The sequence below is a fragment of the Exiguobacterium alkaliphilum genome, assembly GCF_018138125.1.
Lineage (GTDB): Bacteria > Bacillota > Bacilli > Exiguobacteriales > Exiguobacteriaceae > Exiguobacterium > Exiguobacterium alkaliphilum.
In genome coordinates, this window is record NZ_CP073101.1 from 913,767 (window position 1) to 930,022 (window position 16,256).

Consider the following 16,256-nt stretch of genomic DNA (forward strand, 5'->3'; position numbering starts at 1 on the left):
TGAACCTACATGTCGACACGCGTCGAGCCCGATGAGGCCGCAAGCACGCGAAAAATCAAATACGGGGCCGCCATGTCGTACACACAAATCTTCTTCGGTATCCTGTCCGGGCTCATCTACACCCCGTGGATGATTCAAGAAATCGGTCAGGCGAGCTATGGACTGTACATGCTCACCATCTCGCTCATCAGCATGTTCGCGATGGACTTCGGGCTCGACGCCGCCGTGTCACGCTTTATGAGCAAGTATCTCGCCGAAGGGGCGCAGGACAAGGCGGCCCGGTTCCTCGGCGTCGCCTACAAGCTGTTCATCGGGCTCGCCGCCCTCTTGTTCGTCATCTTGGCGATCGTCTACTTCTTCCTCGACTCGATTTATGCCGGCTTGACGCCGGGCGAGCTCGAGTCGCTCAAAGTACTCTATCTCGTCGCTGGCCTGTTCATCGTCATCTCGTTCCCGACGAAGCCGTTCTCGGGCATCCTCGTCTCGCATGAGCAATTTCTGTTTGCGAGCGCGCTCCACCTCGGCGAAAAGGTCGCGACCGTCGCCCTCATGGTCACGGCGCTCCTCCTCGGCTACGGGCTGTACGCCCTCGTCCTCGTCAACGCGCTCGTCGGGACGCTCGTCCTCGTGATCGAGTACGTCTTCATCCGCCGGAAGACGAGCGTCCGGGCCAACTTCACCGAACGGGATTCAGGCATCTACAAAGACATCTTCAGCTTCACGTCGTGGAGCACGGTGACGCTCGTCGCCCAACGCTTCGTCCTGAACATCACCCCGAGCCTGCTCGGGATGCTCGCCGGCAGCGCCTCAATCGCCTTGTTCTCGGTCGGGATGGTCATCGAAGGGTACGTCTGGACGATTGCCTCGGCGCTCGGCTTCTTGTTCCTCCCGAAAGTGAGCCGGATGATCTCGCGCGACGACCGCGGCGCCATCGCCGATTTGTTCGTCCGGATCGGTCGCATCCAGCTCTATATCGTCGGTCTCATCGTCACGTCGTTTTTCATCCTCGGCCGTGAGTTCATGCACCTGTGGGTCGGGGAGGCGTTCAACGACTCCTACTATATCGCGCTCCTCCTCGTCGTCCCGAGTCTCGTGACGCTGACGCAAGACATCGGCAACACGACGCTCATCGCCGAGAACAAAGTGAAGTATCGGGCGTACGCCTCGATGATCGTCGCGACGATTAGCATGACGTTGTCGCCGCTCCTCATCCCGGTGTATGGACCAATCGGGGCGGCCGTCGCCATCTGCATCGGCAATACTATCGGGCTCATCTTTTATATGAACGTCATCTATCACCGCGTGCTCGGGCTCGACGTCTTCGGCTTCTTCCAAGCATGCCACTTGAAACTGTTGCCAGGGCTCGCGATCTACACGGCGCTCGGGTGGGGCATCCAACAGCTGTTCCCGGCGACGAACTTGTTCGGCCTCGCCGTCAAAGGCATCGGGTTCGTCCTCCTCTACGCCGCCATCATGTGGCTGCTCGCGTTCGACGACAGTGAGAAAGGGCTCATCCGGCAAGTGTTCGCCCAAGTGAAGCTCCGCATCCTATCCATCCATCACACATCCTAGGAGGGAACACCATGAAGCGACTGAAAGTGATGACCATCGTCGGGACACGGCCCGAGATTATCCGTTTGTCCGCCGTGATGGATAAGCTCGAGACGTCCGAGGCGATTGAGCACGTCCTCGTCCATACCGGCCAGAACTATGACTATGAACTGAACGAGATCTTCTTCGAAGACTTCGGGCTCCAGACGCCGGACTACATTCTCGACGCCTCGGCCGACGGTCCGATGGCGACGATTGGGAACATCTTGATCGCCGTCGACCCGGTGCTCGCCGCGGAGAGACCGGACGCCGTCCTCATCCTCGGCGACACGAACAGCTGCCTCGCCGCCATCGCCGCGAAGCGCCACAAGATCCCGATCTTCCATATGGAGGCGGGCAACCGTTGCTTCGACGAGCGGGTGCCGGAAGAGACGAACCGCCGCATCGTCGACCATATCGCCGACATCAACTTGACGTATAGCGACATCGCCCGCGAGTACTTGTTGAAAGAAGGGCTCCCGGCCGACCGCGTCATCAAGACGGGCAGCCCGATGTACGAGGTGCTGACGCGGCACCGTGACAAGATCGACCGTTCGGACGTGCTCGACCGGCTCGGTTTAGATGAAGGCGGCTACTTCGTCGTCTCGGCGCACCGGGACGAGAACATCTCGTCGGACGAGAACTTCTTCGACCTCGTCGAGACGCTGAACGCCGTCGCGAAACGCTACGACGTCCCGCTCATCGTCAGCACGCACCCGCGCACGGCGAAACGGTTCAAGGAGACGGGCGTGCCGCTCCATCCGCACATCCGGACGCTCAAACCGCTCGGCTTCAGCGACTACGTCAAACTGCAGCTCCATGCGAAGGCGGTGCTGAGCGACAGCGGCACGATCAGCGAGGAGAGCTCGATTCTCGGGCTAAAAGGGCTGAACATCCGTCAGGCGCACGAGCGTCCGGAGGCGATGGAGGAAGGGGCGGCGATGATGGTCGGGTTGAAGCGCGACCGGGTGCTCCAGGCGCTCCGCGTGCTCGAAGAGACAGAGACGCCGATGCGCCTCGTCTCCGATTACGCGATGCCGAACGTGTCGGACAAGGTGCTCCGCATCTTGCTGTCATACACCGACTACGTCATGCGCGAAGTTTGGAAGCAAGAGCCGGTCCGTTCGATGACCGAGGAGGTGTGAGCCATGCGCTACTTGAACCAGAAGCGCCGCTTTGACGTACTCGTGAGCGCGACCGCCCTCGTCGTGCTCGCCCCTTTGTTTTTGATGCTCGCCGTCCTCATCAAACTCGACTCGCGCGGACCGGTTTTCTTCAAACAGCAACGGGTCGGGCGGGACGAGACGCTGTTTTGGATTTACAAGTTCCGGACGATGCGCGACGACACGCCAAACGACGTGCCGACGCACCTGTTCAACGAATCGACAAAACACATCACGCCGATTGGCGGTTTTCTCCGGAAGACGAGCCTTGACGAGTTGCCGCAGTTGATTAACATCCTGCAAGGCGACATGTCGCTCGTCGGGCCGCGCCCGGCGCTTTGGAATCAGGACGACTTGATTGAGGCGAGACGGCACGCGGGCGCTGCGCACGTGTTGCCGGGTTTGACCGGCTGGGCGCAAGTGAAAGGGCGCGACGAACTACCGATTGACGTGAAGGCGAAGCTCGACGGGGATTACGTCCGGCACATGAGTCACCGAATGGACCTTCTCTGCCTCGTCCTCACCGTCCGCAACGTCTTGTTGCGAGAAGGGATTATCGAAGGACGCGTCGAACCGCCGGTCGTCCCGTTGAAAGAAAAAGAGATGACACATGTTGCGAAAAAATGATAACGGCTTCCCTCCTATTACCAATTCATTTCAAATTTGACGGGTAAAAGACTCCATACACCAACTCCTGACATCCTTGATCACACACCTAGAAAGGAGACTCCTCATGTTCTCGAACAAAACACTCCTCATCACGGGCGGGACCGGCTCTTTCGGCAACGCCGTCATGGAGCGTTTCCTCCATACCGACATCAAAGAAATCCGCATCTTCTCGCGTGACGAGAAAAAACAAGAAGACATCCGCAAGCGCTACAACGACGACAAGCTCAAGTTTTATATCGGTGACGTCCGCGACCCGAACAGCGTGAAGAACGCCATGTACGGCGTCGACTACGTGTTCCACGCCGCGGCGCTCAAACAAGTGCCGTCGTGCGAGTTCTTTCCCGTCGAGGCGGTGAAGACGAACATCCTCGGCACCGAGAACGTGTTGAACGCGGCCGTCGAGGCGGGCGTGGCGAAAGTCATCTGCCTGTCGACCGACAAGGCGGCGTACCCGATCAACGCGATGGGCATCTCGAAGGCGATGATGGAGAAAGTGTTCGTCGCCAAGGCCCGAGCCGTCGGTCCCGAGCAGACGCTCATCTGCGGCACGCGCTACGGCAACGTCATGGCGTCGCGCGGTTCGGTCATCCCGCTCTTCGTCGAACAGATCAAGAGCGGAGAGCCGCTCACCGTCACCGACCCGCTCATGACCCGCTTCCTTATGAGTCTCAGTGACGCGGTCGAGCTCGTCGTGTTCGCGTTCAACCACGCCCACGCCGGCGACATCATGGTCCAAAAATCACCGGCCTCGACAATCGGCGTGCTCGCCCAGGCGCTCAAAGAGCTGTTCCACGCGGACAACCCGATCAAAGTCATCGGCACCCGGCACGGGGAGAAGGCGTTCGAGACGCTCATGACCCGCGAAGAGCACGTCGTCGCCGAAGACATGGGTGGCTTCTTCCGCGTCCCGGCCGACAACCGGGACCTGAACTACGACAAGTATTTCAGCGAGGGCAGCAAAGAGCTGACCGTCCAAGGCGAGTACAACTCGAACAATACTGAACAGCTCGACGTCGAGGAAGTGAAACAGCTCTTGTTGACACTCCCTTATATCCAAGCCGAGCTCGCCGCTTGGGAAGTCCCTGCTTCCGTGAAACGGATCGGGTGAACGCCCGATACGAGGCAGCTTCGACTTTGCCGCCGGCTGGAAGAACGGGGGCGGTAAACCCAGACACACTTTTTCATCTCATATCAAAGGAGAACTCGATCATGGTCAAGCTCATGCTGCTCGGAGGAGCGATGCATCAAGTACCCGTCATCTTGAAGGCGAAGGAGAAAGGGATTTTCACGATTCTTTGCGACTACCTACCCGACAATCCGGGTCGTAACGTCGCCGATCGGTACTACTGTGTGAGCTCGCTCGACCGTGACGCCGTCCTTGAGGTGGCGCGCGAGGAAAAGATTGACGGCATCCTCGCCTACGCGTCGGACCCCGCGGCCCGAACAGCCGCCTACGTCGGTGAGGCGCTCGGCCTCATCACGAATCCGTTCCAGACGGTCGAGACGTTGACGAACAAAGCGAAGTTCCGGGCCTTTTTGAAGGCGAACGGTTTCCCGACGCCCGAGGCGTACGCGTTCACGGAGCTCGAGACGGCCGTCTCGGCGCTGGCGACGATGCGGGGCAATCACGTCGTCAAACCAGCGGACTCGTCCGGGAGCAAGGGCATCAGCAAGTTGCTCGCGAGCGACCCGCCCAGGAAGATCCGTGAGAAACTCGCGGCCGCCTTCGCCGTCTCCCCGGGCGGTGAAATCGTCGTCGAACAGTTCGTCAAACGGGACGGCTACCAAGTCGCCGGAGACGGGTTCGTCCTCGACGGGGAGCTCGTCTTCCGTTGTTTCGGCAACAGCCATTTCAACACACGCGGCGTCAACCCGTTCGCGCCCGTCGCTGCCAGCTTCCCGAGCGTCCAGCCGCCGAACGTCTTGACGAACGTCCATGCGACGCTCCAGCGTATGATTACGCTCGTCGGACTGAAGAACGGACCGCTCAATTTCGATATCTTCGTCAGTGGGGACAACGTCTACTTAATGGACATCGGGCCGCGCAACGGCGGCAACTACATCCCGCAAGTGATTGAACAGGCGACAGGCGTCGACATGGTCAGCGCGACGATCGACCTCGCACTCGGTATTCCGGTCACGCTCGAGATGAAGCCGGTGACCGTGCCGTCGTCGTACTTCATCCTCGGTAGCCAAGTCGCTGGACGTTTCGTCGGGCTCAGCTTCACACCGGACGATTACGAGGTCGTGAAATCGAACTTCGTCTATCCGGTCGGGGCGAAAGTGCCGCGGTTCGAAGGGGCGAACAAGTCGCTCGGCAGCCTCGTGCTCCGCTTCACCGACGTGGCGTCGATGTTGCGTCTGCTCGACACGCCGGACAGTTGGGTGAACGTCCACGTCTTACCAAATCGAATAAAGGAGGGGACAAAATGGAAATCGTTGTCACCGGCGCCACAGGCTTTCTAGGAAGACATGTGACGCACGCGCTCGAGACGGCAGGGCATGCCGTTTTATCCGTCACGAGAGAGACGAGCCCTGCCGAACGGAGTGTTCGGCTTCGCCGGGCCGATTTCGTCTTCCATCTCGCCGGTGTGAACCGGCCCGACGACCCGGCCGAGTTCACGGTAGGAAACGTCGACTTAACGGAGCTGATCGCGACCGAGCTGTTGTCATACAACCCGGTGCCGGTCGTCTTCGCCTCCTCAACACAGGCCGTCGAGGCGAATCCGTACGGTATGAGCAAACGGGCCGCTGAAGACGTGCTCGCCGTCTACGGGGAGCGGGCCGAGTCCCGCGTCCACTTGTACCGGTTGCCGAACCTGTTCGGGAAGTGGGGGCGTCCATTTTATAACAGCGCCGTCGCCACGTTCTGTCATCAAATCGCACGGGGCGAGACGGTCACCGTCCACGACCCGGAGCGCGTCCTCACGCTCGCCCACGTCGATGACGTCGTCGCGTCGTTCCTCGACGCGCTCTCGACCGACGTCGGGCTCTATCCAAGCGTCCCGGCCCACACGATCGGGCTATTGGACATCGTCCGGACGCTCGAGGCGTTCGAGGCGATGCGCACGTCGCGCGGGGTGCCGGACTTATCGGACCCGTTCACAAAACAGCTGTATAGCACGTACACGAGCTACTTGCCGCGTGAACGCATCTTGACGCCGCTCGTCATGCACCGCGACGCCCGCGGCTCGTTCACCGAGTTCTTGAAGACGCCGGACCGGGGCCAAGTATCGATCAACGTCGCCCGTCCCGGCATCACGAAAGGCGAGCATTGGCACGACACGAAACATGAACAGTTCCTCGTCGTCAGCGGCGAGGGTGTCATCCGGCTCCGCCCGGTCGGCGGGGGCGAGGTCATGACGTTTCATGTGAGCGGGGAGACGCTCGAGGTCGTCGCCATCCCGGCCGGTTACGTCCACAACATCGAGAACGTCGGGACGACCGACCTCGTCACGGTCATGTGGGTGAACGAACCGTTCGACCCGGTTCATCCCGACACGTTCGCGGAGACGGTAGACATGCGAGAGGTAATGGAAGGAGGGGAAACACGATGATGATGGTGAGCATCAACTGCATCACGTACAACCACGAGGCGTATATCGGCAAGACGATTGAGAGCTTCCTCGCGCAACGGACGAACTTCGACTTCGAGATTCTCATCCACGAGGACGCGTCGACGGACCGGACGGCCGACATCGTCCGGTCGTACGAGGCGAAGCATCCGGACAAAATCCGCGTCATCTATCAGACGGAGAACCAATATTCGAAAGGCGTGTTCATCAACCGGTTGAACGAGGAGCGGGCCCGCGGCAAATACGTCGCCCTCTGTGACGGGGACGACTATTGGACCGACCCGCACAAGCTGCAAAAACAAGTCGACTACATGGAGGCGCACCCGGACTGCACGCTCTGCTTCCACGACGCGTACGTCGAGATGGACGGCCACGTGCACGCCGACTGGCGCGTCATCCCGTGGCTCCCGGAGAATAAGTTGCTCGCCTCGACAAAGGCGCGGACTTATACGGCCGGCGAGTTGCAGCTGCTCGGCTTCATCCCGACGATGTCGATGCTGTATCCGAACGGCTTAATCACGAACGCACCGGACTGGTTGAAAGACACGCCGGCGAGTGACGGCTCGATGAAGCTGTACGTGGCGAGCAAAGGATACGCCTACTATATGCCGGAAGCGATGAGCGTCTATCGCTACGGGGTCGCCGGATCGGCGACGACGATTTGGAACGAAGGGAACCGCGAGCGTGACATCAAGCGCCACGAGGCGTTCATCCGTTTCCTCGACACGTTCGACACCTATACGGAAGGGAAATTCCACGAGGAGCTCGAGCTGTCCCGCATCTCGTTCGAGGTCGGGCTGCACCGCCTGAGACGCGACCATGCCGCGTTGAAGTCGCCACGCTATGACCGCTACCTCGACCGCTTCGTCGGGAAGGACCGCATCCGTCCCTATCTCATGGTCAAGCAACCGCTCGTGACCGAATGGCTCATCCGCCTCCGGGAACGTCAATTCGCGTAAGGGGTGAGACGGATGAGATTGGCCATCATGCAACCATACTATTTTCCATACCTCGGCTACTTTCAGCTCATGGCGGCCGTCGACGCGTTCGTCATCCTCGACGACGTCCAGTTCATCAAGCACGGCTGGATTCACAAGAATCAGATTCTCCTTGATGGAAAGGCGAAGCCGATTCATATGACGATCGATCACATGTCGCAACACCGCACGATTCGGGCGCACGAGCGACGGATCGACGTGCAAAATGAGCGTTATCAGCTCCGGCTGCTCGAACATGCGTACAAGAAAGCCCCGTCGTACGCCGACGTCATGCCGCTCGTGAGCCGCCTCATCCGCGACGACGAACGAAACGTCGCCGTCTACCTCGGCAAACAGCTGACCGAGATGCGCAACTTCCTCGGGCTCGACACGCCACTCCTTTACGCCTCGTCGCTCGAAAACGACAAGTCGAAACGATGCGGCGACCTCGTCCTCGACCTGTGCCATCACCTCGGCGCCGACCATTACATCAACGCGATCGGAGGGCGTGGCCTCTACAACAAGGAACGCTTCGCTTCGGAAGGTGTCCAGCTCGACTTTATCGAGATGCAGCCCGTGACGTACCGACAAGCAGGCCATCCGTTCGTCCCGAACTTATCAATCATCGACGTTCTCATGTACAACGCGAGACGGGACGTCCGTCAGTTGCTCGACGCTTATACGCTCGTCTGACAAAGGAGGGAAATGAGATGAATCTACCTAAACATGACCTGGCCCCACCGATTCAAGTGACGCGGCCGTCGATGCCCGAGTTCGAGGCGTACGTCGACATGATTCGGCCGCTCTGGGAGTCGCGCTGGCTCAGCAACAACGGCGAGCACGTGCGAGCGCTTGAGTCGGAGCTGACGGACGTCCTCGACGTCCCGCACGTCTCGTTGCTAACGAACGGGCACTTGGCGCTCGAGACGGCGATTGACGTGCTCGGCCTCTCAGGCGAGGTCATCACGACCCCGTTCACGTTCGCCTCGACGACGCACGCGCTCGTTCGAAAAGGCATCACGCCGGTGTTCTGTGACATCAACCCGATTGACTATACGATTGACGTCACGAAACTCGAGGCGCTCATCACCGACAAGACGACCGCGATTCTCCCGGTCCATGTGTACGGCAACGTCTGCCACGTCGAGGCGATTGACCGCATCGCCAAGCGACACGGGCTGAAAGTGCTCTATGACGCGGCCCATGCGTTCGGCGTCGTCCATGAGGGCCGCGGCATCGCCACATATGGGGACATGAACATGTTCAGTTTCCACGCCACGAAAGTGTTCCATACGATTGAAGGCGGCGCGCTCGCCTATCGCGACGATTCGCTCAAAGCGGACATCGACCTTGCCGTCAACTTCGGCATCACCGGTCCCGAGTCGGTCGAGGCGATCGGCGGGAACGCCAAGATGAACGAGTTTCAGGCGGCGATGGGCCGCTGCAATCTTCCCCGTCTCGAGGACGACATCGCCAAGCGCCGCGCCATCGTCGAACGTTATGACGAGCGGCTCAAGGACGTCCCGACGCTCCGGTTGAACCGGCGTGTTGACGAGACGGAATCGAACTACGCGTATTATCCGGTGCTGTTCAAAGGCGATCGGCGCCGCCGGGACGAGATGATGGCTTGGCTCGCCGACAACGGCATCTTCGCCCGGAAATATTTCTATCCGCTCGTCACCGACTTTGCCTGTTACGCGTTCACGGCGCACGTCCCGAACGCGAAGTACGTGTCGGACCGCGTCTTGACGCTGCCGCTCTATCCGGACTTGACGCTCGAGATGGTCGACCGGATTTGTGACGTGATTATCGAAGGAGGGAATCGATTATGAAAGGCATCATTTTGGCCGGCGGCAACGGCACCCGGCTCTACCCGATGACGAAAGCCGTATCGAAACAGCTGCTCCCGATTTACGACAAGCCGCTCATCTACTATCCGATGTCGGTGTTGATGCTCGCGGGCATCCAAGACATCCTGCTCATCTCGACCCCGAAAGACATCGCCGGCTATGAGCGTTTGTTCGGCGACGGCCACCAGCTCGGCGTGTCGATCACGTACAAGGTACAAGAGAAGCCGGTCGGGCTCGCCGACGCCTTCCTGCTCGGGGAGGACTTCATCGGCAACGACTCGGTCTGTCTCATCCTCGGCGATAACGTCTTTTACGGGCCCGACTTGACGAGCTTCCTCAGGGACGCGAAAGGGCGCACGCAAGGGGCGACCGTGTTCGGCTACCCGGTGAAAGACCCCCGCGCGTTCGGTGTCGTCGAGTTCGACGCGAACCGCCGCGTCTTGTCAATCGAGGAGAAGCCGGCCCAGCCGAAGTCGAACTACGCCGTCCCGGGCCTCTACTTCTACGACAACCGCGTCGTCGAATATGCGAAACGGGTCGAGCCGTCGCCGCGCGGCGAGCTCGAGATCACATCGATCAATCAGATGTATCTCGAGGCGGGCGACTTGAACGTCGTCTTGTTCGGACGCGGCATGGCGTGGCTCGACACGGGGACGCCGGAAGGGATGATCAAGGCGTCCGTGTTCGTCCAGACGGTACAGGAGCGGCAAGGCTACTATATCGCCTGCCTCGAGGAGATCGCCTGGCGCCGCGGCTTCATCACATCGGGCCAGTTGCGCGATATCGGACAGACGTTGAAGATGACCGACTATGGACAGTACATCCTATCCCTTTTAGAAGAGGAGCGTGAAGAACATGAAGACTTTACTCGTAACTGGCGGAGCCGGGTTCATCGGATCAAACTTCATAAAGATGCTTCTGGCCGACGCATCGTGGCGCATCATCAACCTTGACGCCCTCACGTACGCCGGAAACCTCGAGACGCTCCACGGGATTGACGACCCGCGCTACGTCTTCGTCAAAGGTGACATTCGGGACAAGGCGACGGTCGAGGCGGTGTTCCGCGACTATGACGTCACCCGGGTCGTCCACTTCGCGGCCGAGTCGCACGTCGACCGGAGCATCCTCGAGCCGGACGTGTTCTTGACGACGAACGTGCTCGGGACGCAAGTGCTGCTCGAGGCGGCAAAACGGCATTGGAACCTCGCCCCGGACGACAAGCATTCCCGCGACTATTCGGAAGGGGTGAAGTTTATCCACGTCTCGACGGACGAGGTGTACGGCACGCTCGGGGCGGAAGGCTATTTCACCGAGGCGACGCCGCTCGCCCCGAACAGCCCATACTCGGCGTCGAAGGCGAGCTCGGACTTGATCGTGCGCGCCTATCACGAGACGTACGGCCTGCCGGTCAACATCACGCGCTGTAGCAACAACTACGGCCCGTATCAGTTCCCGGAGAAGCTCATCCCGCTCATGATTCATCGCGCCGAGCGCGGCGAGTCGCTCCCGGTATACGGGGACGGGCAACAGATTCGCGACTGGCTCCACGTGCGCGACCATTGCCACGCCATCTGGACGGTCGCCGAGAAGGGGCGGGACGGCGAGGTGTACAACATCGGCGGCAACAACGAGATGACGAATTTGACGATCGTCCGGCTCATCTTGGCACAGCTCGGGCGTGACGATTCGCAAATCACGTTCGTCGCTGACCGGCCGGGGCACGACCGCCGCTACGCGATCGACAACACGAAAATCACGACCGAGCTCGGCTGGCGTCCGCGTTACACGTTCGAGCAAGGCTTGCATGAGACGATCGACTGGTACGTCACCCATCCCGACTGGGTCGACCGGATCGTCTCGGGCGAATACGCATCGTACTATGAGACGATGTACGCGAAAGGGTGACCGACATGGAGACGGTGAAGACGTTCGAATGGGAGAAGCGCCGGCTGTTGTTCAGCCCGGCGCGTGACGCCGCCCTCGACTGGATGGATGCGTTCGCACAGGCGCCGTCCGTCCTCGAGCGCGACACGTATGTGCGCATCTATTTCAGCTGTCGGCCGAAGCCGGTTGACGGGCGTTACGTCAGCTATAGCGGGTACGTCGACGTCGACAAGCAGGACTTCCGCATCCTTCGGGTGAGCGAGCGTCCGGTACTCGAGCTCGGGGCGCGCGGGACGTTCGACGAGTTCGGCGTCTACCCGTTCTCGGCGATTGACGTCGGGGACGAGGTGCACGCCTATTACGGGGGCTGGACGCGTACAGTGTCTGTGCCGTTCAACGTCAATATCGGCAAAGCCGTCAGCCGGGACGGCGGTCAGACGTTCGAACGCGTCGGTCCGGGCCCGATCCTCTCCTATACGCTCGACGAGCCGTTCATCTTGAGCGGACCGAAGATTCGGCGCTTCGGTGACACGTGGTATTTGTTCTATATCGCCGGGCGCGAATGGATTCTCGATGGAGACCGCCCGGAGCCCGTGTATAAGATTCGGCTCGCCACGTCGACCGACGGCGTGACGTGGGAGAAGCAGCACCGGGACTTGATCGACAGCGTGCTCCCGGACGAGGCACAGGCGAGCCCGGACGTGTTTTTTGAGGAGGGGCGCTATCACATGTTCTTCTGTTACCGGGACGCGACCGACTATCGGAAGAACCCGGAGCGGACGTATCGGCTCGGATATGCCTCGTCGCCGGACTATAAATGATACTTTTAATGTGTCCTAAAGTGATGGGATAAGAATGTACAATTTTGTCTCCTTCTCGCATACTTGTTCACGAGGTGAACGACTATGCAAATTCAATTAAACGTAGACACGACGTTCGAGGTGAACGAACTTACGGACCTACAGAAATTCAACGACATGATGGAGACGATGAACATGAAAATCAATAAAAGCCAACTCGCTAGAGAAATGGGGGTCGACCGCAGGACGGTCGACAAATATCTCAACGGCTATAAAAAGCCTGATAGAAGGAACCGTGAATCTGTGGTTGACGCCTACTATCCGATCATCCGGGCCCTCCTATCGGAGGACTCGAAACAACGCTTCTATTATCGACGCGTCCTTTGGCAGTACCTGAAGGACAATCACGGGCTGGATTGCGCGGCATCGACGTTCAGGACATACATCAAACGGCATCCCGAGTTCAGCGCTTATTTTAACGAGAACAAAAAAATGCCCGCCATCGGGCAACATGTCCGTTTCGAGACTGCCCCTGGCAAACAGGCACAGCTGGACTGGAAAGAGTCCATCCGTTACGAGACACGGGACGGTGAAAGAATCGAGGTGAACGTGGCGGTACTGTTACTTTCTTATTCCCGCTTTCGTTTCTTCCACCTCAGCCTGTCAAAATCGCAAGACGTCGTCCTCTCATTCCTGACACAGGCCTTCGAAAAATTGGACGGAGTTCCTGATGAGCTCGTGACGGACAACATGAGCACCGTCATGACCGAAGCACGAACGAGATATGGCGAGGGCGTCGTGAACCGTCGGTTCGAGGAGTTCGCAAAGGATTTCGGTTTCCAGGTGAAACCTTGCATCGCCGGGCGGCCGCAGACGAAAGGGAAGGTCGAGGCACCGATGAAAATCTTGGACGAGATTCACGCCTACCAGGGCAAATATAATCTCGAGGAGCTGCACGATTACATCGAGAGGCTGTGTGAGCGAATCAATAACGAGGTCCATCAGGGTACCGGGAAGATCCCGATTCTGGAGCTCCAAAAAGAAAAGAACCTCCTACTCCAGCTACCAACTGAACGAGTAAGAGATTCCTATCGCATCAAGCACGTCCGGGCCAAGGTGAACCATTCCAACATGGTGTCGTACCGTTCGAACCAGTATTCCGTACCGATCGGATATGAGGGTGAACGGGTAGCGCTCGAGGTCCATGACGACTACTTGTGGATTTATCATAACACGAAACCCATCGCACAACATCGCCTCACCGGCAACAAACTGAACTATCTGGAACATCATTACCTTCAGCAGCTGAGTCAGACGGTCGGGGAGCACGGCGGCATCGACGAGATGGCTCGACGCAATCTACAGCTCATGGACGAGAGGTACCGATCATGAGGGAGACGAACAGTTACAAGCAACTACGGGAGAACCTCTTGTCGCTCAACCTCAATCAAATGGCACTCCACCTCGACGAGGTGCTAGACTTCGGCATTCAGAGCGGGGCATCATTGACCGAGGTGCTCGTCAAGCTCACGAATCACGAGATCGACATCCAAGAGCAACAGAAGACGCATCGGATGATCCGAGCAGCAGCGCTACCAAGCCCCAAAAGACTCGACACGTTCGACTTCTCATTCCAGCCGTCGTTGAACCGAGATCAAATCGCAGACCTCCACTCGCTCCGTTTCATCGAACGAGACGAGAACGTGGTGTTCCTCGGTCCTAGCGGTATCGGCAAGACACATCTTGCGACTTCGATTGGTGTCGAGGCGGCGCTGGCACGGCATAGCACGTATTTCACGAAGTGTCACGACCTCATCCAAAAACTGCGCATCGCAAAACAGGAGAACCGGCTGGAAACCAAGCTGAAACATTTCGCCAGATATAGGCTGTTGATCATCGACGAGATCGGGTATCTCCCGATCGACGCAGAGGACGCCAAAATCTTCTTCCAGCTGATTGACCAACGGTACGAAAAAAAAGAGCACCATCCTAACCACTAACATCAATTTCGGTTCGTGGGAGGAAGTGTTCGTATACCCAAAACTGGCAAACGCCATCTTGGACCGGATCCTTCACCATGCGACCGTCGTGCCGATATCCGGGGACTCATATCGATTGAAGGACCATCGGACGGAACAAACCGTGTCTGACGAAACCGACAATATTGAACATTATTAAACGAGCAAAATTGTACATATAAAGGTTGACATTTATACGCGGGATGACGCGGTCATGAAGTTCACGCGCGCCGAAGCAGGGTTCGACGACGAGATGGTCGCCTATCCGCATACATTCACTGTGAATGGGAAACGCTATCTGCTCTACCTCGGCAACGAGGTCGGACGGGCCGGTTTCGGCATCGCCGAACGGAAGGAGGGGACGACATGAGATGGAAGAAGCTCGGACACATCTTCGACCCGGAGCCGTACGGCTTTTTCGGGGACTATTCGGCGTTCGCGCAGTCGCCGCAGGCGCTCGTGTTTGACGACTTCGTCCGCATCTACTTCTCGACCCGCGAGCGAGATGGGAACCTATTCAAGAGCCACGTCCGCTACGTCGACATGACGCCCGACTTCGACGTGATTCACGTCTCGAGGGAACCGGTCATCCCGCTCGGCAAGCTCGGCACGTTCGACGAGGACGGCATCTTTCCGTTTCACGTCACCCGGACAGAGGACGCCTTGTACGGCTACACGAGCGGCTGGAGCCGGCGTGAGTCGGTGTCGGTCGAGACGGGAATTGGCCTCTCGGTCAGCCATGACGACGGCGTCACGTTCGAGCGGCTCGGGGACGGGCCGGTGCTGTCGGCGAGCGTGGATGAACCGTTCCTCGTCGGCGACCCGTTCGTCTTCAGCCGGGAGCGACACTACATGTATTACATTTACGGGACGACGTGGAAAGAAGGACCGGACGGGGTGGCCGAGCGGACGTATAAAATCGCCCTCGCCACGTCCACAGACGGCCAGACGTTCACGCGGCACGGTCGGGTCGTGCCGGACGCGATCTCCGACGAGAGCCAGGCGCTCCCGACCGTGTTCGAGGCGGGCGGTCGCTATCATATGGTGTTTTGTTTCCGCGACACGTTCGGTTTCCGGACCGATCCGACGCGCGGCTATCGGCTCGGCTACGCCTACTCCGACGACCTCGTCGACTGGACGCGGGACGATGCGGCGCTCGGCTTCGAGCGGAGCGATGACGGCTGGGACGCCGATATGGAATGCTATCCGCACGTGTTCACGATGAAGGGGCGCCACTATCTGCTCTATAACGGCAACGCGTTCGGCCGGGACGGGTTCGGTGTCGCCGTATTGGAGGACGTATGATCACGCTCGGTCGCGGGTCGGTCGCCGACTACGTGGCCCATCTCGAGGCGTGTGACGGCTTGTTCCCGACAAAACTGTCCGAGCGGGTCGACTTAAAGGCGTACGCCGCGAAACTGCACGACCGGGCGACGTCGTTCGAGCTATGGGAAGACGGCCGGCTCGTCGGCTTATTGTCGGCGTACATGGACGCGGACGTCGCGTTCATCAGCCATGTTTGCGTGTTGCCGGAGGCTCCGCGCGGGAGCGGGCACACGCTGTTGAACGCCTTGTTTGATGAGATGAGGCGGACCGCGAAACATGTCGTCCGGCTTCACGTCGAGGCCGATAACGCCCGGGCGATTGCATTTTATGAACGGCACGGGTTCATCGAGATCGGACGGCTGAATCGAGACGTCATCATGGAGCGGGCCTGACACGCGTCGGGA

16 protein-coding genes and 1 pseudogene are annotated in these 16,256 nt (G+C 59.3%); all 17 read left to right on the top strand.

Annotation, left to right across the window (positions count from 1 at the left end; genetic code table 11):
• The first annotated feature begins 9 nt into the window (after positions 1-9).
• The 17 genes and pseudogenes from KB235_RS04830 to KB235_RS04910 all read left to right on the top strand — a co-directional run bounded on the left by KB235_RS04830 (position 10) and on the right by KB235_RS04910 (position 16,244).
• Complete coding sequence (locus KB235_RS04830; RefSeq protein ID WP_211780587.1) at positions 10-1,572, top strand: MATE family efflux transporter; 1,563 nt, start codon at positions 10-12, stop codon at positions 1,570-1,572.
• Positions 1,573-1,583: 11 nt separating this feature from the next.
• The gene (wecB, locus tag KB235_RS04835; RefSeq protein ID WP_211780588.1) at positions 1,584-2,735 is read left to right on the top strand and encodes a non-hydrolyzing UDP-N-acetylglucosamine 2-epimerase; all 1,152 of its coding nucleotides are present in this window, start codon (positions 1,584-1,586) and stop codon (positions 2,733-2,735) included.
• A gap of 3 nt (positions 2,736-2,738) precedes the next feature.
• Positions 2,739-3,380, top strand: coding sequence for a sugar transferase (locus KB235_RS04840; protein WP_034817345.1), 642 nt, complete (start codon positions 2,739-2,741; stop codon positions 3,378-3,380).
• 106 nt (positions 3,381-3,486) lie between these two features.
• The gene (locus tag KB235_RS04845) at positions 3,487-4,530 is read left to right on the top strand and encodes a polysaccharide biosynthesis protein (protein ID WP_034817343.1); all 1,044 of its coding nucleotides are present in this window, start codon (positions 3,487-3,489) and stop codon (positions 4,528-4,530) included.
• Between the two features lie 101 nt (positions 4,531-4,631).
• Entirely contained in the window at positions 4,632-5,888 is a 1,257-nt protein-coding gene (locus KB235_RS04850; RefSeq protein ID WP_211780589.1) for an ATP-grasp domain-containing protein, read from the top strand.
• Positions 5,852-6,979 (top strand): polysaccharide biosynthesis C-terminal domain-containing protein, encoded by a 1,128-nt coding sequence (locus tag KB235_RS04855; protein ID WP_211780590.1) that lies wholly within the window; start codon positions 5,852-5,854, stop codon positions 6,977-6,979. The genes KB235_RS04850 and KB235_RS04855 overlap by 37 nt, the downstream gene beginning before the upstream one ends.
• Positions 6,976-7,956 (top strand): glycosyltransferase family 2 protein, encoded by a 981-nt coding sequence (locus KB235_RS04860; protein ID WP_211780591.1) that lies wholly within the window; start codon positions 6,976-6,978, stop codon positions 7,954-7,956. The genes KB235_RS04855 and KB235_RS04860 overlap by 4 nt, the downstream gene beginning before the upstream one ends.
• A 12-nt stretch (positions 7,957-7,968) precedes the next feature.
• Positions 7,969-8,667 carry a WbqC family protein gene (locus tag KB235_RS04865; protein ID WP_211780592.1) on the top strand — a complete coding sequence of 233 codons (699 nt, stop codon included), beginning with the start codon at positions 7,969-7,971 and terminating at the stop codon, positions 8,665-8,667.
• 17 nt (positions 8,668-8,684) lie between these two features.
• Entirely contained in the window at positions 8,685-9,806 is a 1,122-nt protein-coding gene (locus tag KB235_RS04870; RefSeq protein ID WP_211780593.1) for a DegT/DnrJ/EryC1/StrS family aminotransferase, read from the top strand.
• Positions 9,803-10,777 (top strand): glucose-1-phosphate thymidylyltransferase RfbA, encoded by a 975-nt coding sequence (rfbA, locus tag KB235_RS04875; protein WP_211780594.1) that lies wholly within the window; start codon positions 9,803-9,805, stop codon positions 10,775-10,777. Before KB235_RS04870 ends, rfbA begins: the two co-directional genes overlap by 4 nt.
• Positions 10,680-11,729: a dTDP-glucose 4,6-dehydratase gene (gene rfbB / locus KB235_RS04880; RefSeq protein WP_211780595.1), complete on the top strand. Its 1,050-nt coding sequence runs from the start codon at positions 10,680-10,682 to the stop codon at positions 11,727-11,729. Before rfbA ends, rfbB begins: the two co-directional genes overlap by 98 nt.
• A 5-nt stretch (positions 11,730-11,734) precedes the next feature.
• The gene (locus KB235_RS04885; RefSeq protein ID WP_246514343.1) at positions 11,735-12,529 is read left to right on the top strand and encodes a glycoside hydrolase family protein; all 795 of its coding nucleotides are present in this window, start codon (positions 11,735-11,737) and stop codon (positions 12,527-12,529) included.
• A gap of 84 nt (positions 12,530-12,613) precedes the next feature.
• Entirely contained in the window at positions 12,614-13,900 is a 1,287-nt protein-coding gene (istA, locus tag KB235_RS04890; RefSeq protein ID WP_211780596.1) for an IS21 family transposase, read from the top strand.
• A pseudogene (istB, locus tag KB235_RS04895) lies at positions 13,897-14,686 on the top strand (IS21-like element helper ATPase IstB). The gene istA and the pseudogene istB overlap by 4 nt, the downstream one beginning before the upstream one ends.
• Positions 14,687-14,740: 54 nt before the next feature.
• Entirely contained in the window at positions 14,741-14,896 is a 156-nt protein-coding gene (locus KB235_RS04900; RefSeq protein ID WP_246514344.1) for a hypothetical protein, read from the top strand.
• Positions 14,893-15,831: a glycoside hydrolase family protein gene (locus KB235_RS04905; protein ID WP_211780597.1), complete on the top strand. Its 939-nt coding sequence runs from the start codon at positions 14,893-14,895 to the stop codon at positions 15,829-15,831. Before KB235_RS04900 ends, KB235_RS04905 begins: the two co-directional genes overlap by 4 nt.
• Positions 15,828-16,244 carry a GNAT family N-acetyltransferase gene (locus KB235_RS04910; protein WP_034817327.1) on the top strand — a complete coding sequence of 139 codons (417 nt, stop codon included), beginning with the start codon at positions 15,828-15,830 and terminating at the stop codon, positions 16,242-16,244. Before KB235_RS04905 ends, KB235_RS04910 begins: the two co-directional genes overlap by 4 nt.
• Positions 16,245-16,256: the final 12 nt, after the last annotated feature.